Origin of the sequence: Variimorphobacter saccharofermentans, assembly GCF_014174405.1 — a bacterium.
Lineage (GTDB): Bacteria > Bacillota > Clostridia > Lachnospirales > Lachnospiraceae > Mobilitalea > Mobilitalea saccharofermentans.
The window spans coordinates 2,981,106-3,004,559 of sequence record NZ_JACEGA010000001.1 but is presented as its reverse complement, the minus strand read 5'-3'; the positions used below and the strand labels follow the sequence as shown (position 1 = coordinate 3,004,559).

18 protein-coding genes, 2 tRNA genes and 1 other annotated feature are annotated in these 23,454 nt (G+C 39.0%); all 20 genes read left to right on the top strand.

Annotated elements, in window-relative coordinates:
• Positions 1 to 33 precede the first annotated feature (33 nt).
• The gene (pflA, locus tag H0486_RS13155) at positions 34 to 774 is read left to right on the top strand and encodes a pyruvate formate-lyase-activating protein (RefSeq protein ID WP_228353429.1); all 741 of its coding nucleotides are present in this window, start codon (positions 34 to 36) and stop codon (positions 772 to 774) included.
• Between the two features lie 362 nt (positions 775 to 1,136).
• Positions 1,137 to 1,892 carry a DeoR/GlpR family DNA-binding transcription regulator gene (locus tag H0486_RS13150; protein WP_228353428.1) on the top strand — a complete coding sequence of 252 codons (756 nt, stop codon included), beginning with the start codon at positions 1,137 to 1,139 and terminating at the stop codon, positions 1,890 to 1,892.
• Positions 1,893 to 1,903: 11 nt separating this feature from the next.
• Positions 1,904 to 3,208, top strand: a complete 1,305-nt coding sequence (locus H0486_RS13145; protein ID WP_228353427.1) for a four-carbon acid sugar kinase family protein — start codon at positions 1,904 to 1,906, stop codon at positions 3,206 to 3,208.
• A 26-nt stretch (positions 3,209 to 3,234) separates the two neighbouring features.
• Positions 3,235 to 4,230 carry a 4-hydroxythreonine-4-phosphate dehydrogenase PdxA gene (pdxA, locus tag H0486_RS13140; RefSeq protein ID WP_330594526.1) on the top strand — a complete coding sequence of 332 codons (996 nt, stop codon included), beginning with the start codon at positions 3,235 to 3,237 and terminating at the stop codon, positions 4,228 to 4,230.
• A 31-nt stretch (positions 4,231 to 4,261) separates the two neighbouring features.
• A complete protein-coding gene (locus H0486_RS13135; protein WP_228353425.1) occupies positions 4,262 to 5,632 on the top strand; it encodes a GntP family permease in 1,371 nt (456 codons plus the stop codon).
• A 248-nt stretch (positions 5,633 to 5,880) separates the two neighbouring features.
• Positions 5,881 to 6,480: a histidine phosphatase family protein gene (locus tag H0486_RS13130; RefSeq protein WP_228353424.1), complete on the top strand. Its 600-nt coding sequence runs from the start codon at positions 5,881 to 5,883 to the stop codon at positions 6,478 to 6,480.
• A 222-nt stretch (positions 6,481 to 6,702) separates the two neighbouring features.
• Positions 6,703 to 7,677: an ABC transporter ATP-binding protein gene (locus tag H0486_RS13125; RefSeq protein ID WP_228353423.1), complete on the top strand. Its 975-nt coding sequence runs from the start codon at positions 6,703 to 6,705 to the stop codon at positions 7,675 to 7,677.
• A gap of 248 nt (positions 7,678 to 7,925) precedes the next feature.
• A complete protein-coding gene (locus tag H0486_RS13120; RefSeq protein WP_228353422.1) occupies positions 7,926 to 8,759 on the top strand; it encodes an ABC transporter permease in 834 nt (277 codons plus the stop codon).
• Positions 8,760 to 8,773: 14 nt separating this feature from the next.
• Entirely contained in the window at positions 8,774 to 9,550 is a 777-nt protein-coding gene (locus H0486_RS13115; RefSeq protein WP_228353421.1) for an ABC transporter permease, read from the top strand.
• Positions 9,551 to 9,595: 45 nt separating this feature from the next.
• On the top strand, positions 9,596 to 11,803 hold the full coding sequence (locus tag H0486_RS13110; protein ID WP_228353420.1) for a HelD family protein: 2,208 nt from the start codon (positions 9,596 to 9,598) through the stop codon (positions 11,801 to 11,803).
• Between the two features lie 209 nt (positions 11,804 to 12,012).
• Positions 12,013 to 12,085: transfer RNA gene (locus H0486_RS13105), tRNA-Val, on the top strand.
• A 31-nt stretch (positions 12,086 to 12,116) separates the two neighbouring features.
• Positions 12,117 to 12,190 (top strand) — tRNA-Met (locus H0486_RS13100).
• A gap of 435 nt (positions 12,191 to 12,625) precedes the next feature.
• A complete protein-coding gene (locus H0486_RS13095; protein ID WP_228354433.1) occupies positions 12,626 to 14,152 on the top strand; it encodes an ASKHA domain-containing protein in 1,527 nt (508 codons plus the stop codon).
• Positions 14,153 to 14,293: 141 nt separating this feature from the next.
• Positions 14,294 to 14,848, top strand: a complete 555-nt coding sequence (gene ispF / locus H0486_RS13090; RefSeq protein WP_228353419.1) for a 2-C-methyl-D-erythritol 2,4-cyclodiphosphate synthase — start codon at positions 14,294 to 14,296, stop codon at positions 14,846 to 14,848.
• The gene (locus H0486_RS13085; RefSeq protein WP_228353418.1) at positions 14,805 to 15,302 is read left to right on the top strand and encodes a MarR family winged helix-turn-helix transcriptional regulator; all 498 of its coding nucleotides are present in this window, start codon (positions 14,805 to 14,807) and stop codon (positions 15,300 to 15,302) included. Before ispF ends, H0486_RS13085 begins: the two co-directional genes overlap by 44 nt.
• An 82-nt stretch (positions 15,303 to 15,384) precedes the next feature.
• Positions 15,385 to 16,230, top strand: a complete 846-nt coding sequence (locus H0486_RS13080; RefSeq protein WP_228353417.1) for an alpha/beta fold hydrolase — start codon at positions 15,385 to 15,387, stop codon at positions 16,228 to 16,230.
• Between the two features lie 40 nt (positions 16,231 to 16,270).
• Positions 16,271 to 16,495: a binding site (T-box leader), on the top strand.
• An 84-nt stretch (positions 16,496 to 16,579) separates the two neighbouring features.
• The gene (gene epsC / locus H0486_RS13075) at positions 16,580 to 17,245 is read left to right on the top strand and encodes a serine O-acetyltransferase EpsC (RefSeq protein ID WP_228353416.1); all 666 of its coding nucleotides are present in this window, start codon (positions 16,580 to 16,582) and stop codon (positions 17,243 to 17,245) included.
• 57 nt (positions 17,246 to 17,302) lie between these two features.
• Positions 17,303 to 18,709, top strand: a complete 1,407-nt coding sequence (gene cysS / locus H0486_RS13070; RefSeq protein WP_228353415.1) for a cysteine--tRNA ligase — start codon at positions 17,303 to 17,305, stop codon at positions 18,707 to 18,709.
• Positions 18,691 to 19,152, top strand: a complete 462-nt coding sequence (locus H0486_RS13065; RefSeq protein ID WP_330594525.1) for a Mini-ribonuclease 3 — start codon at positions 18,691 to 18,693, stop codon at positions 19,150 to 19,152. Before cysS ends, H0486_RS13065 begins: the two co-directional genes overlap by 19 nt.
• A gap of 192 nt (positions 19,153 to 19,344) precedes the next feature.
• Positions 19,345 to 23,340 carry an Ig-like domain-containing protein gene (locus H0486_RS13060; protein WP_228353414.1) on the top strand — a complete coding sequence of 1,332 codons (3,996 nt, stop codon included), beginning with the start codon at positions 19,345 to 19,347 and terminating at the stop codon, positions 23,338 to 23,340.
• The last annotated feature ends 114 nt before the right edge of the window (positions 23,341 to 23,454 follow it).

Below are 23,454 nucleotides of genomic sequence, written 5' to 3'. Positions count from 1 at the left end.
CGGTTTTTATTCAAAATAAAGGATGGTGATTTCATGAGTTTGGTTGGACGGATACACTCACTTGAGAGTTTCGGTACTGTGGACGGTCCCGGCATTCGTTTTGTGGTATTCTTACAGGGGTGCACGTTACGTTGCCAGTTCTGTCATAATCCGGACACCTGGGAGGCTCACAAAGGAACAGAATACACCTCAGAGCAGTTGATACAGGAAATCATCAAATATAAATCGTATATGGATTTTTCCGGAGGAGGTGTGACCTTCACCGGAGGAGAGCCAATGCTGCAGGCAGAATTCCTTCTTGAAGTGGCTAAAAAGCTAAAGGAACTTAATATTTCGATAGCAATTGACACCTCTGGATATGTCTGGAACGAGGCAGTAAAAGAATTAATAGATATTTCGGATATCGTTTTACTGGACATCAAGAATTACGATCCAAGGGTGTATGAGACGGTGACAGGTGTGGAGCTGGCACCCACGCTGCGATTGTTGGAATATTTAAGATTGAATCATATAAATACCTGGGTACGCTATGTATTGGTACCTGGCTTGACGGATAATTTGGATAGTATTCGAAAGCTTTCTGACCACCTGAAAAACTACCCGAATGTATCAAAAATAGAGCTTTTGGGATTTCATAAGATGGGTGAATTTAAATGGAAAGAGCTTGGTTTAGACTATAAATTATCCGATACGAAGGAGCCTGCAAAGGAATTACTGTCAGAAGTAAAGGCATTGTTTGAACAAAGCGGTATCGTCGTATCAGCAAATGTATAAGGTTTTATAAGTATTTGACATGATAATCATATTTTCAATAAGAAAAAGGATGACCGGATCACCCATATTGGGGGATCCGGTCATCCTTTTTCTAGACGATAGAAAGTTCGTAAAGCGTACGCTCTATCCTATATGCGAAATCAGATTATGCGTGAACACGACAGAGGAGAAATTCACGGAGCGTGTTTCTTCTAGTTTAGACATATTTAATGTTCGAATTTGTTTGATAATAAAATAACAAGGGGAATTATCGAACATTGTTTTGACATAGTTTGGAGAATACGCTAACATATAAACATAAACGAACATTATGTATATAGAATTATCAAAAAGGAACACTAAAGATAATATGAGGTGAAAATATGCTTCAAGCAGAAAGACATCAGAAAATTATTGAGTTAATTAGTAAAAAAGGCTCAGTTCAGGTAGAGGAGTTAGCAACTCTGCTGAATGTAAGTCTGATGACGATTCGAAGAGATTTAGAAAAGCTCAAACAAGAAGGAAGAATTGATCGGTGCCATGGTGGAGCAATTATAAAAAAAGAGGTTCCCTATACGGAAAAACAAACGAAGGAAATCGAGGTTAAGCAGAAAATCGCAGAAGGCTGTATTCGATTAATTCATAAGGGCAATGTGATATATCTGGATGCAGGAACAACAACCTATGAAATTGCTAAGCTCTTGAAGAATAGCACCGGTTTGACAGTAGTAACAAATGATATTGAAATTGCCAGAATCTTATTGTCATCGAATGTAAACTTGATTTTATGTGGTGGAACCGTGCAAAAATCTACTGGTAGCATGGTAGGAGCAATTGCTAATCAGATGATGGAAAACATGAGAGTGGATATTGCATTTATGGGTGCCACTTCAATAGATGATCAATTCAATGTTATGACACCTACCATGGATAAAGCAGTCATGAAATATAATATTTGTAAGAATTCAAAGGAAAGATATCTGGTAGTGGATAGCTCTAAGTTTGGAAAACAGGCTTTCATAAAAATAAATCACTTATCCGATTATACGGCTGTGATTACTAATAAGGCTTTTACCAGGGATGAAATTAAAATGCTTAAAGAGATGCGAATTACAATCATACCTGTCTTTGTAGATTAAGGAGGAATATCATGCCACAATGTGTTGTCATCGCAGATGATTTAACTGGAGCGAATGCCACAGGTGTACTAATCAAAAAACTAAACTACAGTACCTATACGGTTATGAATACCGAGCGATTAGAGTTAAGAAATCTATCGGAGAGCGATTGTATTCTATATCCAACGGATAGTAGAGCAGTGGACCCGGAGATTGCCTATAACAGAGTATACAATGTCGCACAATTATTGAAGCATGATGGTGTAAAGGTATATGCAAAACGAATTGACAGCACATTACGAGGAAATCTCGGAAGTGAGACAGATGCATTACTGGATGTGCTGGATAATCAGGCAATCGCTATGGTAGTCCCTTGCTTTCCGGATGCAAAGCGTATCCTGGTAGGTGGCTATTTATTAGTGAATACTCTTCCATTACATCGTACGGAAGCAGCCGTAGATCCGAAAACACCCGTAAAAACATCCATAGCCAGTGAGTTATTTGAGAAGCAGTCAAAATACCCGGTAGCTTCCATATACATTAATGACTTAATGCAGGGAAAAGAATTTGTTGCCTCGAAAATCAAGGAATATCAAAAAAAGGGTATTCGCATCATCATATTTGACAGTATAACACAGGAAGATATGGACTTAATTGCTGATTCTGTAATTGAAAGTGGTGTGAACTTTATTACTGTGGATCCGGGAAGTTTTACGGCAACGATTACAAGAAAAATTGTGATACCAAAATCACAAAAGAAGAAATTGAAAATACTAGCAACGATCGGAAGTGTGAATCCGGTAGCGAAAACTCAGCTTGATGAATTACTTTTATCTCAAAGTGTCTTAAATGTATTCGTAGATACTATGGAATTATTGCAGGACGATGAACGCAGAGATAGTGAAATTAAGCGTGTAGTAAGTGATATTCTTGAGAACTGTGAGGCGTATGAAATATGTATGGTAGTAGGAAATGGCATCTTACCTGAAAACCGTATCGACTTTAAGCCATTTGCAGAGAGATATCAATGCAGCCTGGATGATGTTAGTAATAGGATAAATAATTCTCTGGCTGAAATTACTTATCAGATACTGAAGGCAAATGATACATTTCAAGGTATTTACACCAGTGGCGGCGATATTACGGTTGCTGTTAGCCGTACATTTAAAACAGCAGGTATTAGGCTGTTGGATGAGGTGATTCCGCTAGCTGCATATGGAGAATTTATTGCAGGTGATTTTGAAGGATTAAAGATTATTACGAAAGGTGGAATGGCTGGAGATAGAAATGCACTGAAAACCTGTATGCATTATCTGAAAGAAAAGCTATACATTTAATAAACTAATAAAGGAGATGAATGATTATGAAGCCATTGATAGCAATTCCCATGGGTGATCCGGCAGGCATTGGTCCTGAGATTGTTGTAAAAGCATTAGTCAATGAGGAGGTTCTCAAGGCAGCGGATTGTATTGTTGTTGGTGACCGAAAAATAATTGAAAATGCAATAGAATTTACAAATACAGACTTGAAGGTAAATGTAATTTCACATCCAAAGGATGGAAACTATGAAAAGGGTATTCTGAACTTTATCGACTTGGACAATGTAGATATGAAGGAATTTCAAATCGGACAGGTTAGTGGAATGTGCGGTAAAGCAGCATATGAATACATTGAAAAAAGTATTGAATTAGCAAATCAAAAAGAGGTGGCAGCTGTTTCCACAACACCAATCAACAAAGAATCCCTTAAGGCAGGTAATATTAATTTTATTGGTCACACTGAGATATTTGGTGCATTGACCGGAACAAAGGATCCTTTGACTATGTTTGAAGTTCATGGTATGCGTGTATTTTTCCTTACCAGACATGTATCCCTAAGACAAGCATGCGATTTGGTTACGAAGGACAGAATTAAAGACTATGTAAAACGATGTAAGGAGGTGCTTGAAAAGTTGGGGGTGACTGAGGGAACCATGGCGATTGCCGGTCTCAATCCCCATAGCGGAGAACATGGATTATTTGGAGATGAGGAGGTGAAGCATGTAACTCCGGCAGTGGAGGAGCTGAAGGCGGAAGGCTACGATGTAGAGGGGCCGATAGGAGCGGATTCCGTATTCCATCTTGCTCTCAAGGGACGCTATAACAGTGTTCTTTCCTTATATCATGATCAGGGTCATATAGCAACCAAGACTCTTGATTTTGAAAGAACCATTGCAATCACGGGAGGTATGCCTATATTGCGTACTTCGGTTGATCATGGTACAGCGATGGATATTGCAGGTAAGGGGATTGCCAGTGAGGTCAGTATGGTAGAAGCTATTTTACTAGGAGCAAAGTATTCAAAAAAATTTATAGCTTAATTAATTACTTATAGTAGAAAAGGAGAAGCTTATGGAAAATGTATCAGGAGCGCAAATGCTTATAGGATTGGGTATTGGGTTAGCAGTCTTGATTTTTCTTATCTTAAAAACAAAAGTACATGTATTTGTAGCATTACTGATTGCGGCAGTAATTGTCGGTTTAGTTGGAGGTTTAGGTACCAATGCAACAGTGGATGCAATTACAGCCGGGTTTGGCGGTACATTAGGAAATATTGGTATTATTATCGGTCTCGGTATTATGATGGGGCAAATGTTTGAAATATCGGGAGCAGCAGAAAGAATGGCGCGTACCTTCCTGAAGATGTTTGGAAAAGGTCGGGAAGAAGCAGCACTTACACTAACAGGTTTCCTTGTATCAATCCCGATTTTCTGTGATTCAGGTTTTGTAATTTTATCTCCATTAATAAAGGCATTATCCCGGAAAACGAAAAAATCAATAGCAGGACTTGCCATCGCTTTGGCTGGTGGTCTTGTAATAACGCACTCCTTAGTACCTCCGACTCCAGGACCATTAGGAGTTGCAGGAACCTTTGGTGTAGATGTTGGTCAGTTTATTTTAATCGGAATTGTGATAGCGCTTCCTATGGCAATCGCAGTAATGCTTTATAGTAAATCTATTGGGAAGAAGATTTATCAGTTACCGAATGAGGCTGGAGACGGATGGGAAAGACCACCTTATCAGAAACCAATCTATGATGTAGTATCTGATGAAAAAGATCGTAACCTTCCCTCTGCATTCCTTGCGTTTGCTCCGATTATCCTACCGATTATATTAATCTTACTTAATACAGTTTTATCAGCATTAAAACTAACAGAAGGTTTCTATTCCGTATTAATTTTCTTAGGAAAACCGATTATTGCAGTAGGTATCGGATTATTAGTATCAATCTATACCTTAACAAGAAATATGGACAGAAAAAATGTTATTAAGGAACTGGAAGATAGTATGAAATCTGCCGGAATTATTATTTTCGTAACCGGTGGTGGTGGCGCGCTGGGACAGGTATTAAAGGCAGCAGGTGTTGGTGATTATATTGCCAATGGTATTGCTTCTACAGCAATTCCGGTTATTTTATTACCATTTATCATTGCTACCTTAGTACGATTTGTTCAAGGCTCCGGAACGGTTGCTATGATTACTGCAGCCGGTATTACTGCTCCAATTGTAGAAGCGGCTGGAGGAAATATGTTATTAGGTGCTTTTGCAGCCTGCATCGGTTCCTTATTCTTCTCCTACTTCAATGATAGCTTCTATTGGGTAGTAAATCGTCTAAGCGGTATAACGGAGACAAAGGAACAGATTCGTGTATGGTCAGTCTCAACAACCATTGCTTGGGCTGTAGGACTGGTTGAACTGTTGATTTTCAACATTTTTATGTAAGAGTTGTAAATCAATTCGTTACATTACGAATAACAAAATGTTTTGTTAAATTGAAATTAAATAGGTTTTCATATATATGTAAATTCGAAGACACTATGCTGTATTTGTAACAATAGTAGGACAAGATGGTTCTTAAATTGTTATTAAATGCGGTGAAGTGTCTTCAATTTATATAATAAACGCTACTTACTATAGAAATATTTTATTGTATCAGTTAAAATAGAGTAAAAAGGTTTGAGGGTATACATATGAAAATACTTTTAATTAGGCATGGAGAAACAGATTGGAATTTAGAAGGCAGATTCCAGGGAAGAGAAGATATCCCGTTAAATGCAACAGGAATACGTCAGGCTGAATTATGTGGCAAGGTATTAAAGGATGAGAGCATTCGAGCGGTGATTACCAGTCCGTTAAGCAGGGCAAAGATGACAGCAGAGATTATCTCAGAGCAGGTATCTGTCTCAGATATTATAGTAGAAGAGGATTTTATTGAACGGGACTTTCGGAAATTATCTGGTTTGACTCCAAAGGAACGGGAAGCGTTCTATGCTTCTGGTGAATTGGATGATAAGGAACCCTTTGATAAATTGTGTGAAAGAATGATGAATAGCATTAAAAAATATGCTGTCCGTTATTATAATGAGAACATTATTATAGTATCCCATGGTGCATCCATTAATGCCGTATTATCCGTCTTAAGTAATGCCTACACAGGAACGGGAAAGATCCGGTTGAAGAATACATGCATCAACATTATAGATTATGACGGTGCGAAATTGCATCTCGGCGAATATAATCTTACCGCAGATGAATATGAAAATCTAAAACGTAATCATCATCAGTTATAATTTTTCTACAGATTTTACTGTATTTACTGTAAAATAGATCAAATGTATTACAGAAAACGCTTGACTAATTTCTGGTAAAGTGTTACAATCATACTTCGCTTATTTATACGTAAATATTTACCACGGGTTTTCTTGGCAAAATCCAAGGAAAAAAGTGTATCGGAAGGTACACCGTCGCTTGGCAAGATATTTGAAAAAATATTACTACCAGGAGGAAATAGTATGATTGAAGTGGAACACATTTCTAAGACCTTTAAGGTCAGCCGGCGTGGTGCCGGATTTTCTGAAGCATTCAAAGCATTATTTCATAAGCAATATGAATGCATCAAAGCTCTCGATGATATCTCATTTACCATTGAAGAAGGGGAAATGGTTGGTTATATCGGACCAAACGGTGCAGGAAAAAGCAGTACCATCAAGATTTTAAGTGGTATCCTAACACCGGAACAGGGGCGATGTTTGATCAATGGAAGAGTTCCCTGGAAGGAACGAACCGCTCATGTGAAAGAAATCGGAGTTGTCTTCGGACAGCGATCACAGTTATGGTGGGATGTACCAGTAATTGATTCCTTTGAACTGTTACGTGACATCTATCAAATTCCGGATCATACGTACCGAAAGAATTTGGACGAGTTAGTTTCCCTACTTCATGTTGAACAGATTATTCGTACCCCAGCAAGACAGCTATCGCTTGGACAGCGAATGCGATGTGAAATTGTGGCATCTTTACTACATGACCCCAAAATTCTATTTCTTGATGAACCTACCATTGGACTGGATGCAGTATCAAAGATTGCGGTTCGTGATTTTATTCTGGAACGAAACCGAAAGCATCATACAACAGTTATTCTTACCACTCACGATATGCAAGACATTGAGACCTTGACGAAGCGTATTATTCTTATTGGACAAGGGAAAATCCTGATGGATGGAAATCTGGAGGACATTCGTAAGCAGTTCTCGTCAGGAAAACGCCTTACAGTAGAATACAATGGAGATGCGGTAAAATCCTGTGATGGTATGACACCTGTATCATTAATGAACCAGCATGCGATATTTGACATTGATACAAAAAGACTGAGTGTATCCGATGCCATTGCCTATATAACGCAACAGGTAGATGTAAAGGATATCTCTGTAGAGGGTTCCTCCATTGATGAAGTAGTGGCAAACCTCTATCATCAATATCAAATCTAATACAACAAGGTATGTCTGTAGACCATGACGGAGAATAGCTTGTGTTTTTGTCATGCTTAAAATTAATTAGGCAACTACAAAACGCTGAAGATATCTTAATTGTGCATACAGCAGATACATATTCCTACATAAACCCGCTCCTTCCGCTATGGTTTACTTCGGAACATGCATCCCCTGTATACGCTATGACCATGATTATTAAGTTTCGCAATTACCTTATAAAATTAATAGTTGAGGAGGGAAAGTATTTGCATGAATTAAGGAGTTTTAATAAACAGCTACGAAAATATAAATCATTCTTTCGAATACGTTTTTCAGCAGGCTTGCAATATCGGGCGGCAGCCCTTGCGGGTATCGTAACCCAATTTGCATGGGGAGCAATGGGAATATTGGGGTATAAGGCATTTTATAATGAAAATCCGGGAAGCTTTCCCATGTCATTTGAAGCGCTAACTACTTATATATGGCTACAACAAGCATTTTTAGCCATCTACATGATGTGGATTATCGACTATGATTTGCTTCGTACTATTACGGATGGTGGTATTGCCTATGAATTATGCAGACCCTTTGAGCTTTATTCAATGTGGTTTATTCGATGTATGGCAGATCGGCTTTCAAAAGTAGTACTTCGCTGTATGCCAATTCTCATATTTGCAGCATTTCTTCCAAAACCATATGGAATGAGGCTGCCACAGGATCCGAATGCTGCAATATGGTTTATTATCACGATGGTGCTAGGGTTACTGGTAACGGTGTCCTTTGGAATGCTGGTATATATCATTAATTTTTTTACGCTTTCACCCATGGGAGTACGTCTGGTTGCAGCATCCCTTGTAGAGTTTTTTGCCGGCGCTGTGATTCCCCTGCCATTTTTCCCGGATGGGCTTCGCCAGGCCGTAGAGTTGCTTCCCTTCGCTTCCATGCAGAATGTGCCTCTACGCATCTATTCGGGGGATATTCATAGTACAGAGATATATCTGAGAGCAGGGTTACAGCTATTTTGGATCATTTTCTTGATATTCCTTGGGAAACGTCTAATCGCACTTGCTCTTAAACGGGTTGTCGTTCAGGGTGGATAATTTGGAGGTGAAATATGAAATTATATGGAAAGTTTTTTATCATGCATTTAAAAGAAGCCATGCAATATAAGGTTTCCTTTCTCTTAACAACCATAGGAGTGTTTTTGGTGTCCTTCAATGTCTTCTTAGGTATATTTTTTATGTATGATCGGTTTCATGAGATAAAGGGATATCAGTTAAGTGAAATACTTCTTTGCTATGCAACGGTTCTTCTCTCCTTCTCTTTGGCAGAAATGTTTCTGAGAGGCTTTGATACATTTGCGGGAACCATTGGAAATGGTGAATTTGACCGTATTCTTGTAAGACCAAGAAGTCCGATCTTTCAGATCGTTCTGGGAAAGATAGCATTTACCCACATCGGAAGAATACTATTGGCATTATGTATGTTTGTTTATGGAATTCAAGCCTCGGGTATTGAATGGAATATATATAAAGTCGTGACACTATTCCTTATGGTTTTTGGTGGTACCGTTATCTTCGGCTGTCTTTTTATCATATATGCCGCTATTTGCTTTTTTACACTGGAGGGGCTGGAGTTTATGAATGTATTAACGGATGGGGCAAGGGAATACGGAAAGTATCCGCTTGACATATATGGAAAGAGAGTACTTAGATTTTGCACCTATCTGGTTCCTTATTCGTTGTTCCAGTACTATCCGTTTTTATATTTGACCGGACGTACCGAGAAATCTATATATATGTGGTTGCCATTAGTTGCCTGTTTATTTTTTGTACCCAGTTATTTGCTCTGGAGGTTAGGTCTCAGACATTATAAATCGACAGGTTCGTGATCTGGATGGATATAAGACAGTGTTTCAATAGAATGGAGGGTTATAATGCAGGAATTAAGAAAGACAGAGAAGCAGACCGATACCTCTTCAGAGGAGATGGATTACGATATTGAAAGAAAGAAGGAAGAGGAGCAGCTTGAGAAATGTATAACCGTAATTAAGCAAAATATCGAGGACTATCTGGAAAAATATAAGGAACTCAGTGCGGAGACGAAGGAGCTTTATGATACGTATCGGGAAGATAGTCCGCAGATGTATAATAATATTATGTCAGGATTTGATCAAAGATCCATGATTGAGCGTATTCTATATAAGAATAGGAGAGCATTAAAGAAACCCTATTTTGGAAGAATTGATTATAAGGAAATAGAGGAAAATGATAACTTTAGTCTCTATATTGGAAAGAACGGGATACGAAAGAATACCAGTGAAAGCATGATTGTTGACTGGCGGGCTCCGGTTGCAAGTGTATATTATGATAGTGAAATCGGAAAAAGCTCTTATTTGACCCCAAGTGGCGAAGCAATTGATATTGATTTGAAATTAAAGAGAACGTATGAAATTTCAGAAAGTAAGTTAATTGATTATTATGATGCGAATATTGTATCAAACGACGAATTTCTTACAAAACACCTAAGTAAGAGTAAAGAGGTAGTGCTGGATGAAATTATTGCCACCATTCAGAAGGAGCAAAATGAAATTATTCGTGATAATCCCTGGCATAATGTATTAGTTCAGGGAGTGGCCGGTAGTGGTAAAACAACAGTGGCAATGCACCGGATTTCTTATATTCTATATAACTTCAAGGAGAAATTCAGACCGGATGAATTCTTCATTATAGGAAGTAATAAAATGTTACTAAATTATATTACCGGTGTGTTGCCGAATCTGGATGTATATAATGTCAACCAGATGACCATGGAAGATTTTCTCTTACTGCTTCTGGATAAGGATTTTCAAGTGACAAAGGGAAAGTATCAGTTTTCCAATAGCTTCACAAAGCGCCGTACAGAGTCACAATCGAAAGAAGAATCAGAATTAAAGAGGTTCAAAGGCTCTCTGGATTTTATCAAAGCGCTAGATGCTTATATGAGGCAATTTGAAATGAGTGTCATTCTTTCAGAGGATGTATCCTATGAGAACAGTATTGTATACTCAAAGGAAGAGATACAGTATTTCCTTAATTTCTTTCAGGATAAGCCGTTGCAGGAAAAGGTAGATTTGCTAAATAAAAAGCTTGCTTATAAAATCAAGTCCGTGAATGAAGAGAAGGAGAAACGAAAAGAGGAAATTGCAAGAGAGGTTAATCGGTATAAGAACTATTTCGGTAACCGCCATAAAAAATACAATCTGATGGAGTGCTATCTAGGGTTTTTGGAGGATCTAATCCAGTCAGGGGAGCAATATCGAGAGAACGGTCTAAGGATTCCCACCTCTGAAGTAATTGAACTGCTCGTAAAGAAGCTGTCGGCAAGAGAAATTGATCTATATGATCTGGCAATGCTGACCTTTATAAAGCGAAGAATAAAGTGGACCCGGGATTTTGAATATGTAAGACATATTGTAATTGATGAGGCACAGGACTTCGGTGTTATGATATTTGCCTTGTTCCAGCATTTGTTTCATACCTGCAGTTACACCATCATGGGTGATATCACACAGAATATCAACTATGACAGTGGTATGAATGATTGGGAGACACTGAAAAATGAGGTATTGAATCCGGATAAGGATAAGTTCTATGTGCTGGCAAAAAGCTATCGAAATACCGTTGAGATCTCTAATTATGCAAGCAGAATACTGAAGAAATGTAGCTTTACAACCTATGATATTGAACCTGTTATTCGACATGGAAAGGAAGTGTCAGTAATAGAAGGAAGGGGAAGGGAAGAACTGGTCTCCCATGCTGTGGATATCATAACAGCTGCTCAGGCAAATGGATATGATACGATTGCTGTGATTTGTCGTAGTGTGGAAGAAACGCTTCAGATTAAGGAATTACTAAAGCCTTATATCACGATACAGCATGTTGAGGATGATATGGAGAATGTCACTTTTGCAACAGGTGTAATGGTGCTGCCCATTTATATGACAAAGGGATTGGAATTTGATGCCGTTATTTTATGGAATCCTGATGAGCTAAGCTATCGGACAACGGATGAAGATGCAAAGCTATTATACGTTGCAGTGACAAGAGCACTCCATGAGCTTCATATTCTCTATCAGGGAAAGTTATCCGGGCTGTTATTATAGAACTACTTTGCTAGAAAATCAGACAAGACAGGAGCGAGAATCATATCCGCTGACGGAATTGTGAAGATTCTATCTCTGGACATGGTTCCTGCTTCGTTTTGACAAATTCTCAAGCATGACCAACTGTAATAATTTACCATTTTTATCAGATATTTTTACTCTTGACAAACCTTAGTTGAATGAATATAATAAAAAAGTGCTTTTCGAAAGGGATCTTAGCTCAGCTGGGAGAGCATCTGCCTTACAAGCAGAGGGTCATAGGTTCGAGCCCTATAGGTCCCATTTTCATGCAATAGTATGAGAACTTTACTATGGCGAAGTAGCTCAGTTGGCGAGAGCACGCGGTTCATACCCGCGGTGTCGGCGGTTCAAATCCGTCCTTCGCTACTAAAAAGATGAATTACACATAACTAACGTTATCGGTAATTCATCTTTTTTATTGAATCATTCTCTAAAGAAATCACCTAATTGTGGAAGAGTGGAAGACGCGAGCTTAATGTATCTTGACTATAGGTAGCCATAATTCAATTTCATAGAATCTACCCAAAGTATCATCATACCGAAACCCAGCAAATTTAATTGTCCCAGCGGTTCAATTCTGTGCTCTACTTGCATATTTTCCTCCCGATACCCGCATTTATATCGACATATGATTCAATATCAGATGATGACTATTATAATATACATGGTAATAATATAGAACAATTCTTGTTGCCTGAATATTGCCATTAGGGTATAATTTCTGTTATCGAAAGCACATTATTGAGGCAGATTAGGATCAAAACAACCTGTAACCTGGGAGGGGTGAGCTGTTTGAGCAGGATGATACATCGAATAAATGTAATACTACAGAATGATGAGATAAGAATGATTGAGGCTGAGGATAACGAGACGATCCTGAATGCAATGGCTCGTCATGGTATATTCTATCCTTCTGCTTGTGGAGGCAGAGGAACCTGCGGTAAATGTAAGGTGATGGTTCTTGAAGGGAATATAATAGCAACACCGGAGGATTACAGGAGCTTTACGGAACAGGAATTACAACAGGCTTACCGCCTTTCCTGTAAAGCTAAGGTAAAGGGAGAACTTACAATTAAGCTTTTGGCACCAGAGGAAACCGGCATGGAGGTTCTTTCGAACAGTATGAGGAAAGTAAGAAGTGTCCTCAATCCATTACAGTATTATATTGCGATTGATTTGGGTACTACAACGATAGTGGTTACACTAATTGATTCGGTTGGGAATAATCTGGCAACGTTCACGTCGATTAATCCGCAGAGATCCTATGGTGCCGACGTGATTTCCAGAATCAACATCTCCAATAAAGGGAAGAAACACGAGCTTATGGAGATGATTCGAAAGACGATAAGGGATGGCATTCTCGCAGTTATTCAGAAAGCAGTTGTTGAAGCTGGTAAGGTAAAGAGAGTAGCCATTGCAGGGAATACGACCATGGTTCATCTTTATATGGGCTATTCATGTACAGGCTTGGGAACTTATCCGTTCCAACCTGTTAACATTGGCTTTATTGAGGATTCCCTTGAAGGGATTGATGCTATACCAGTCACCCTATTACCCGGAATCACTACCTTTGTCGGGGGAGATATTGTATCGGGGCTGGCAGTATGTGGCTTTCATAGAAAAGAAGAGCCATGTCTCCTTATTGACTTAGGAACAAATGGGGAAATGGCATTGGGTAATAAGGATAAAATTCTGGTGACCTCAACTGCTGTAGGACCGGCCTTTGAAGGTGGTAATCTGTCCTGCGGTACCGGCAGCATTCCGGGTGCTATCAGCCATATGAACATAAAAGGGAATGAGATTTCCTACGAAACCATAGGCAATAAACCACCCATCGGAATATGCGGAACCGGTGTGATTGAAATTATATCGGAGCTTCTTAGGGTAGGTATTATCGATGAGACAGGGCTACTGACCGATGCATATTTTGAGCAGGGGTATACCATAACGGAAGATATTAAAGTGACACAAAAGGATATTCGGGAATTACAGTTAGCAAAGGCAGCAGTCCGGGCAGGAGTAGAAATACTGGCAAGTAATTATGGGATTACCTTAGACCATATAAGTACAGTGTATCTGGCTGGTGGCTTCGGTTTCCACTTGGATATCGATAAAGCAGTTCATATCGGATTATTACCACCAGAGCTTAAGGAAAATATCAAGGTAATCGGTAACAGCTCCTTGTCAGGAGCCATTTCCTATCTGACAGAACCGAATATGAAAGAAGCAATGCAGCATATAGTGTCAGTATCCGGAGAGATTCATTTATCCAACGAACCGGATTTTAATGAGTTATATCTGCAGTATATGTCATTTGATAATGAGTGAAATGATGGTTGTTGGAAATGCTATAAAATAGTACGATATAGTTATAGGAATTATGATAGACGTATCATAGGCGCAGGGTAATTACCCGCTATATGAAGCATAATATAGTGATTATCAGACAACGCAGAAATGAGGAGAAGCATGAGAATTGGAACAGGATATGACGTTCATAGATTAGTGGAGGACCGGGATTTTATTCTTGGTGGTGTGAAAATACCTTATGAGAAAGGATTATTGGGACATTCCGATGCAGATGTATTGACCCATGCCATTATGGATGCTCTGCTTGGTGCGGCAGCCCTGGGTGATATCGGAAAGCATTTCCCGGATACGGAAGAGAAATATAAAGGTATTTCCAGCATCGAGCTGTTAAAGCATGTGAAAAATTTATTGGAAGAGAAGCTCTATATGGTTGAGAATATCGATGCCACTGTGATTGCGCAGAAACCGAAGCTGGCACCCTATCTCCCGGAGATGGTAAGCAATATAGCACAAGCTCTTGGTATAGAGGTGGATCGTGTCAATATTAAAGCAACAACGGAGGAAGGGCTCGGATTTACTGGGGAAGGCCTTGGCATTGCGGCGAATGCAGTATGTTTATTAGAAAATATGCTGAATTACCAATATGATGTAACTCCAGGAAGTACTACTGGTGGCTGTAGCGGTTGTTCTGGATGTAAAAAAAATTATACTTGACATTAGTTTGATATCAAACTATAATATCATCATGAAGACGAGAGATATCATATCATTGATTTCAAGAATAAGGCAGAAAGTCAATGCGTTCATCATATCTGAGCTTTCCCAGGGAGGAATGGAAGGGATTGTTGTTTCGCATGGTGATATTCTCTATGCTCTTTTTCAGAAAGAAAGAATGACCATGGCAGAGATCGCAAGTAAGATAGGTAAGGATAAATCTACCGTTACAGCATTGGTCAACAAGTTGGTGAATTACGGTTATGTTTCAAAGGAAAGAGATACTAGGGATAGTCGAGTGACATATGTAGTTTTAACACCAACAGGGAAGGAACTAAAACCATTATTTGAGGAGATTTCACAAAAGGTGCTAGAGGTATTCTATACCAATGTCACGGAAGAGGAGAAGGAGGAGTTACTAAGAATATTATGTAAGATTGATTGTAATTTGTAGCTTTTATTTACTCAAATAGTTTGATATCAAACTATTTGACCGGATTTACTACTATTTTTATTGGAGTTAAAGGAGGATATTTATGATGAAGGATTATACAAAGATGTTACCCGAACATACAGAAATGTATATTGGAGAGCAGGATCTGTTTTTAGAGATTTACGAAGGAGAAGTAAAGTCAGAGCGTACTCAAAAAAGGCCTCCACTGTTATTTGTTCACGGAGCTTACACCGGAAGTTGGATGTGGAGTAAATACATTCCTCATTTTGTTAAGGATGGATGGAGATGCTATGTGATGAATTATAGAGGTCATTACAAGAGTAGATCAGTGGATATTAGCAGGGTAACCTTTCAGGATTACTTGGAGGATATTAGGGAAGTGATAGCGAATTGCGGTGAAAAGCCAATTATTATCGGGTTCAGCCTGGGTGGTATACTTTGTCAGAAAGTAGCAGAGACAGCTGATCTGAAGGGACTCGTGCTGATTGATTCCTGTATCAGTAAAGAAGTAAATGAAAGGGTGCCCTATGATATTCTATCCGATGATACACTCGGGATGATAGTGCCTGCACCAGCACGCAACGAAGTATCAAGTGTTGATGAATCGGAAGAGGACATTGAGTTTCAAAGAAAGTATTTATCAATGGAATCGTCTAAGGCTCTACTTGAATGTGGCTGTTGGATCAGAGGAATCAAGGGAGTATCCATTGATAACAGTCTTATCACATGTCCGACTCTGATTATTAAGTCAGTAAATAATCAGGAGGATGACAGGCGTGGCATAGCGGAAGCAGAACACCTTAAGGGAGATTATGCGGGTTATTGGAATACAACACATACAGGGCTTCTGGTAGGACAGAGGTATCATGAGATTGTAGCAAAATTATTAGAGTGGCTCAATAATATTCCTAAGGAAAGTTGGTATTGACAAAATATTTATCCTTGCATACAATAATCAATATAAATATATAAAGGCAATGAACGGAAAAGTACCTTATATGCAAAGTATCAGAGATAGAATGTCGCCGGCTGAAAGCATTCTTTACAATGGTATGAGGGAAGTGCATCCGGGAGCTGGTCTGGTGAAGTAATTACTTAGCCGGACACGGTAACAACCGTTATCTGTAAAAGATGTATGTAGGTTAATATACATACAAATTAGAGTGGAACCGCGTAATATTACCGCCTCTATCGTAGGGGCGGTTTTTTTATGTGTAACTTTATGTTTAATTAATTGATGTAACTTTATATACATTTTAGGGAAGGAAGATGTTCGAATGGGAATGATAAAATATATCAAAGAGGAAATGCAGATCATCAAAGAACGCGATCCTGCAATTAAATCATCATTGGAAGTATTTTTATACCCCAGTTTTCGTGCGATCATCCGTTATCGAATAGCGCATTACCTGTATAAGAAAAAACGGTTTTTCCTGGCCAGATGGTATTCCCAAAGGACAGTTCGTAAAACCGGCATTGAAATACATCCAGGAGCAACCATTGGAAAGGGTTTATTCATTGATCATGGACACGGTGTTGTAATTGGTGAAACCGCAATTATCGGAGATAATGTAACCTTATATCAGGGAGTAACACTAGGAGGTACCGGAAAAGAAAAAGGAAAACGCCATCCAACCATTGGCAATAATGTAATGATCAGTGCAGGTGCGAAGATATTAGGCTCCTTTACCATTGGTGAAAATTCGAAAATTGGTGCAGGATCCGTTGTGCTCTCTGAAGTACCACCGAATTCCACAGTGGTAGGTGTTCCGGGAAGAGTAGTAAAGCGTGATAATGTTCGGATACCCAGAGAGGAATTGGATCAGATTCATTTTCCGGATCCGGTTCAAAAAGAAATTCAAAGACTTGAAAATGAAAATATCTGCCTGAGAAATGAAGTAAGAAAGCTATATGAACGGTTGGATGAGATTGAAAAAAAATAAATTGAAAATAATACTTATAAATAGATAAGTATATAAAAAACGGAAGGAGGAAACAGGATGAAGATATACAACACCTTAACCCAGAAGAAAGAGGAGTTTGTACCTTTGGAGGAAGGAAAGGTCCGGATGTATGTATGTGGACCAACGGTGTATAATTATGTCCATATAGGTAATGCGAGACCGGCTATTATTTTTGATACCTTTCGAAGATATCTGGAATACAAAGGATATCAAGTGAATTTTGTATCTAATTTCACGGATGTGGATGATAAGATTATTAAAAAAGCTAACGAAGAGGGCGTCAGTACAACAGAAATATCGGAGCGCTTCATAAAGGAGTTTCGGATTGATATGGATGCGTTAAACGTTAGGGAAGCAACGGTACATCCAAAAGCTACCGAAGAGATTAGCGGAATGATAGCCATGATTGAGGATTTGATTCGTAAGGGTCATGCCTATGAGAAAAACGGAACAGTATATTTTAAGACCAGAAGTTTTCAGGATTATGGAAAGCTATCTAAGAAGAAGATTGATGATCTGGAAGCTGGAATACGAATTGCAGTAAATGATGAAAAAGAAGATCCGATGGACTTTGTTTTGTGGAAACCCATGAAGGAAGGAGAACCCTATTGGGATTCTCCCTGGAGTAAAGGACGTCCCGGCTGGCATATTGAATGTTCTGTAATGAGCAGAAAATATCTGGGTGAGCAAATAGATATTCATGCAGGTGGTGAAGATCTGGTATTTCCTCATCATGAGAATGAGATCGCTCAAAGTGAGGCGGCCAACGAGAAAGAATTTGCAAGGTACTGGATGCATAATGCCTTTATTAATGTAGACAACAAAAAAATGTCAAAATCCGAGGGTAACTTCTTTACAGTTCGTGAAATATGCGAGCAATTTGACCCACAGGTTATCCGGTTCTTCATGTTGAACTCACATTATCGCAGCCCATTGAACTTCAGTAAGGAACTAATGGAGGCTGCGAAAAACTCTTTAAATCGTATATTAACCTGTATCGGGCAACTGGAATACTTATTGGAAGGTAATCGGCTTTCATTGACTGAGATAACGGAGAAGGAACGTAATGTACTTCTTGATGCAGAGGCTCTTAAAGAAAAATACCTTGCTGCTATGGAAGATGACTTTAATACGGCAGATGCCATTGCTGCAATCTTTGAACTTGTTAAGCTTGCAAATACCAATGGCAGTGGGGAGAGCAGCAGGAGCTTTATTGAAGAGCTTCATAAGATGATTGTTTCCTTGTGCGATATCCTTGGATTGAAAACAAAGAAGGAGGAGAAATTGATTGATTCTGAAATAGAACGATTGATTGAAGAAAGACAAACTGCAAGAAAGAACAAGGACTTTGCAAAAGCAGATGAAATACGTAATCTTCTTCTTGAGAGAGGGATTATTCTGGAAGACACAAGAGAGGGAGTAAGATGGAAAAGGAGCGATTAATGCAACAAGAGAATACCGGATTGGCCGGTTATATCAGAAAGACCTTTGCGCTTTCTGAAACAGACGTAAGAACCTATTCTCCACTTACTCTGGCTTTTATTGGTGATGCAGTCTTTGATTTGGTTATTCGTACCTGCGTTGTGGAATGCGGCAATGCTCCGGTTAATAAGCTTCATAAGAAGTCTTCTAAGCTGGTCCAGGCTACTGCCCAGGCGGAGTTATATCATTTAATAGCCGATCAGCTCACGGAGGAGGAAGCCGCAATATATAAACGGGGAAGGAACGCGAAAAGCTTTACCTCGGCTAAAAATGCTGGAATTATAGAATACCGAACGGCAACTGGACTGGAAGCATTAGTTGGATATCTGTATTTAACAGATCAGATGTCGCGCTTATTGGAGCTTATTAAGCCACAAATTGATAAGCTGGTAAGTATTTCTTAATGTTTTTGCCATTAAAATGCCTTATTATTTCCCTAAAATATTGTCAGGATGTGAAACACTGGCAATGGTGACTAAAAATAGTAATAAGCTTTTGCTGCATTGTTCATATCTATCAAACAATGTAAAGTAAAAGCTTTTTTGCTTATATAGTGTATTTCTATGTGGCAGAAATTAAGGAGGCATGATTAACTTATGAAGAAACGATGGAAGGTAATAACTGTTGTTGCTTCAACAATCGCATTTACGTTGATTGGAGCAATGTGGGGTCCCAGGGAGAATAAGCCGTATGTAGAGGCAGCATCGAAGGATTCCGTGAAACTACGTATCATTGGTACTACAGATATTCATGGACAGCTTAACAGTAAGGATTACGAGCTGGGAGTTGATTATAACAACGGTGGCTTGGCCCGTATGATTAATTTAATAAAATCAACCAGAAATGAAATGTCAAAAGAAAATGTGGTAACTCTGGATGCGGGTGATACCATGTTTGACTATACGACGGAATACATATTTGCTGAGGATCAGAATTTTATTCAACCAATTTTTCAAGCGATGACTAAGGTAGGCTATGATGCTATAACCTTGGGTAATCATGATTTTGATTATGGATATGACTATATTCTTAAGCAATTAACTGCCACTGGTCTAAAAGATATCACCGTAGTATCCAATGTTACAGATTCCAAGACAGGGGAATATCCCTTCTTAGAAAATATGCTAATAACCCGAAAGATGAAAACAGCCTCTGGTAAAACAGCAGAGGTAAAGGTAGGTATCATAGGACAAACGATACCGACTTTGACATCCAAGACACATAGCTATGCCGGAATCCTGAAAACGGAAGATATGGTGGAAAATGCCAAGATTCAGGCTGTTAAACTGAGGAAAATGGGAGCAGATATTATCATTGCTTTATCCCATACCGGTATCGGTCCTGAAAATCCGGAGCTTAACTTCAAAAATGTGGCTTATGCGCTTACGAAAATCCCGGATATTGATGTTGTAGTATGCGGTCACGAGCATAATTTATTCCCGACAACGGATATGACATCTCCCTATTATAAGTTACCGAATGTGGATAAGAAGACATATCTGATGAATGGAAAGAATGTAATTATGGCAGGGAACCGTGGAGGAGCTATCGGTGTTGTAGATCTGACACTGGAGCCCTTTGAAGATACTTATATCATATCGGACCGAAGCTCAGAGATTCGTTTTGTCAAAGCGGATACTACCAAGGAAGACAGTGCCATTGCAAGCTCCTATGGTGAATGGGAAGATAAATTATTACAATACAGTACGGATGTTATTGCAAAGCTGGATGCGGGAACGGTTATTCAGAACTACTATGGTATGCTGGGTGATAATTATGCAATTCAGTTGCTGAATGATGCGAAAATAGATTATGCCCAACGCTATGTAAATACCACCGGTAAGAAATATGCAGATTATCCGGTGATTGCGGCATCTACCTATATGTCCTACGGGGTAGATTCCTATAAGGATTTTATTAATATACATGATAGTATTACAGAATCGGATTTGTCTGCAATACAACCATATAATAATTATCTTTATATATACACGATTAACGGAAAGCAATTAAAGGAGTGGCTGGAGTGGTCAGCTAGTGCATATGAGACGTTATACGGCAATAGGAAGTGGAAACATGAGGTTATGTCCGCCCAGATGCAAAAGACAGGTCTGAAGTCGCTCATTCGCGAGGAATGGCTGGATGACTGGAGTACGTTCTATGTGTTTGATGGAATCAACTATGTCATAGATCCTTTTACAGAACCTCGATATGATATAAGTGGTAACAAAATTAGTGTGAATGAGAGAATAACCAGCATAACCTATAATGGGAAAAAAGTAACGGATGATATGGAATTTCTGCTGGTAACGAATAAAATAACGAAACCGATGGCTGCTAATTCAGGAGTTGATAAGCAGGTAGTATTAAATGGGTTTATCCGTACGCAGAATGTATTGAGTAAATACTTAAAGCAGATTTCAACCGGAGAGAGTATACTTCCACAGGTGGATTATAACTGGAAGGTTAATATACCGACCAATACACAATTTATTGTTAAAATGCCGAGCTATGCCCATGACTTATTTACAAATACGCCGTGGTATGTGGAATATCTGACAGAAGTAAATTCTTATCGCTATTATAAGGCATCCTATCAAAAGGAGACCGAGGATAAGAGAGCACCTCATCTTGTAGTTACTCCGGTAATAACAGGCGCTACGACAAATCCCTTTGCAGTAGCAGTGAACGCCAGCGATGAATCAAAAATAAAAAGACTGTGCTATGAGAAAGGGGAGTTCGGTGTTGATTATAATGGATGGCTTGGTGCAAAGTCGGTGAATAATACCTTTACAGTTGATACCAATGGAATCTACTCCATCTATGCAGAAGATGAGAATGGAAACAAAACAGTATATCAATTACATATCACAAACTTTTCAGACAATATGTTAGGAACGCCTACGGTGGATACCTATACAAACCGGAAAACAAAAATATCCGGACGGGCGGAGCCTAATGCGGATATCATATTTAAAGCACATACCGGAACATATACGGGTAAAGTGAAAAGTGATGGAACCTTTTCTTATCCCCTTCCGTCTCAGCCATCCGGAACAAAGGTAAAGGTATATGTAAAGGATGAGAACGGTCTTGAAAGTGATGCAATCAGTGTGACAGTTAAGAGAACCGGTCCAAATCAGCCAAAGGTGAATTCCATATCCAATAAGGATGATGTGATTACGGGAAATACGAATGATACGGATGCATCCATTCTTGTTATTGTTGGTGATAAAATATATGTTTCGAAGAATGACGGGAAGGCCCTTTATGAAGCAAATACCGAGATTTATGATCCGAACCTTGAGATAATTGAGACAAAGATGGAGATTGATAGTACAGGTAACTTTAAGGTTCACCTTCATCCATTAGAATCAGGAGCTACAGCAACGATTTATTGCATTGATCACATATCCAGAAACAGCCGGGCAGTTACGCTTCCTGTGGAAGGAAAGTCACCGAATGCACCGATCGTGAATGAAGTGTCTAATATCGAGCAAACCCTGACAGGTGTGGTTCCTGCCGCAAAAAAAGCCTACGATATGGAAGTTGTCATAGGAAGCAGCAAATATAATACCAAGACAGATAAATCGGGTAACTTTACACTTAAATTTACCGATCAGCTTCATGCAGGGGATAAGATTTCAGTAACTGCCATTGATAAGAGTGATGGTTTATCCCGTTCCAGCTACAGCACCCAGGTTACTGTTCGTAACATTGAGGATTATGTGGATGTGAAATCTACTACCCTGACGATTAACAAAGTATCTAACCGATCCAAATATATTATTGGTAATTATGAAGATACCGGCTCCGTATATCTTGCCATTGCATACGGAAAAGGAAAGACCTTTAAAAGCCAATTAATCGTACTGGAAACGGATGAATTCGGTTATTTTGAATACAAACTGCCAGAAAATCTGGAGGTTGGAACATTAATCTATGCAATGTCCAGATTTATAGATGGTAATATCCTGGAAGCGAATAAAGTAGAAGTACAGGCTGACAAACCGAATATTCCAAGTCTTCAGAATGAGATTATGAACTCAGATAAAACAGTACATGTTCTGGCCATGAAGGATTGTGAGATTACACTGACAATCGGAAAGGAAACCTATAAATCATCAGAGTATGTATATGATGAGGAGAATAACCGCTATATCTACACCTTTACCATAGACCGTGCTGTCTCTGGAACTACGGTGAAAGTAAGTGCATCTAATTCATTTGGTAAGAGTGATGTGCTTACGACAAAGGTAGGTAAGGCAGCGCCTGACCGTCCTAAGGTAAATGATATAAAGGCCGGCGACAAGAAGATAACTGGAAAGATTGAGTTATTTGATTATGTGGCTCCGAACTCGGATAAGAAGGATGAGAAGATTCCTAATGAATTCAAGGATGCTGCAACGAATGTTGCTAAGACCCAAACCAAGGTATATGCTCAGATTGGTAAGAAGGTATATGAAGGAACCATTGATAATAAGGGTAATTTCAACATTAAGATACCTGCACAAAAGAAGGGCACTGTAGTTTATGTTTGGGGTTCGAATAAAGGTGGAAGAGGACCATTGATTAAGGTAACAGTAAAATAATGTAACAATAATAGCAATTCATTATGAATTATGCTACAATAAGGCTGTACGACAGAAAGACACAGAATAGATATTGTGAATTTCAAGTCGATACAGCCTTATTTTTTGAATCAG

Coding starts and splice junctions, on each gene's coding strand:
- pflA (WP_228353429.1), top strand. CDS start 34: ATGAGTTTGGTTGGACGGATACACTCACTTGAGAGTTTCGGTACTGTG.
- H0486_RS13150 (WP_228353428.1), top strand. CDS start 1,137: ATGCTTCAAGCAGAAAGACATCAGAAAATTATTGAGTTAATTAGTAAA.
- H0486_RS13145 (WP_228353427.1), top strand. CDS start 1,904: ATGCCACAATGTGTTGTCATCGCAGATGATTTAACTGGAGCGAATGCC.
- pdxA (WP_330594526.1), top strand. CDS start 3,235: ATGAAGCCATTGATAGCAATTCCCATGGGTGATCCGGCAGGCATTGGT.
- H0486_RS13135 (WP_228353425.1), top strand. CDS start 4,262: ATGGAAAATGTATCAGGAGCGCAAATGCTTATAGGATTGGGTATTGGG.
- H0486_RS13130 (WP_228353424.1), top strand. CDS start 5,881: ATGAAAATACTTTTAATTAGGCATGGAGAAACAGATTGGAATTTAGAA.
- H0486_RS13125 (WP_228353423.1), top strand. CDS start 6,703: ATGATTGAAGTGGAACACATTTCTAAGACCTTTAAGGTCAGCCGGCGT.
- H0486_RS13115 (WP_228353421.1), top strand. CDS start 8,774: ATGAAATTATATGGAAAGTTTTTTATCATGCATTTAAAAGAAGCCATG.
- H0486_RS13110 (WP_228353420.1), top strand. CDS start 9,596: ATGCAGGAATTAAGAAAGACAGAGAAGCAGACCGATACCTCTTCAGAG.
- H0486_RS13095 (WP_228354433.1), top strand. CDS start 12,626: ATGATACATCGAATAAATGTAATACTACAGAATGATGAGATAAGAATG.
- ispF (WP_228353419.1), top strand. CDS start 14,294: ATGAGAATTGGAACAGGATATGACGTTCATAGATTAGTGGAGGACCGG.
- H0486_RS13080 (WP_228353417.1), top strand. CDS start 15,385: ATGATGAAGGATTATACAAAGATGTTACCCGAACATACAGAAATGTAT.
- epsC (WP_228353416.1), top strand. CDS start 16,580: ATGGGAATGATAAAATATATCAAAGAGGAAATGCAGATCATCAAAGAA.
- cysS (WP_228353415.1), top strand. CDS start 17,303: ATGAAGATATACAACACCTTAACCCAGAAGAAAGAGGAGTTTGTACCT.
- H0486_RS13065 (WP_330594525.1), top strand. CDS start 18,691: ATGGAAAAGGAGCGATTAATGCAACAAGAGAATACCGGATTGGCCGGT.
- H0486_RS13060 (WP_228353414.1), top strand. CDS start 19,345: ATGAAGAAACGATGGAAGGTAATAACTGTTGTTGCTTCAACAATCGCA.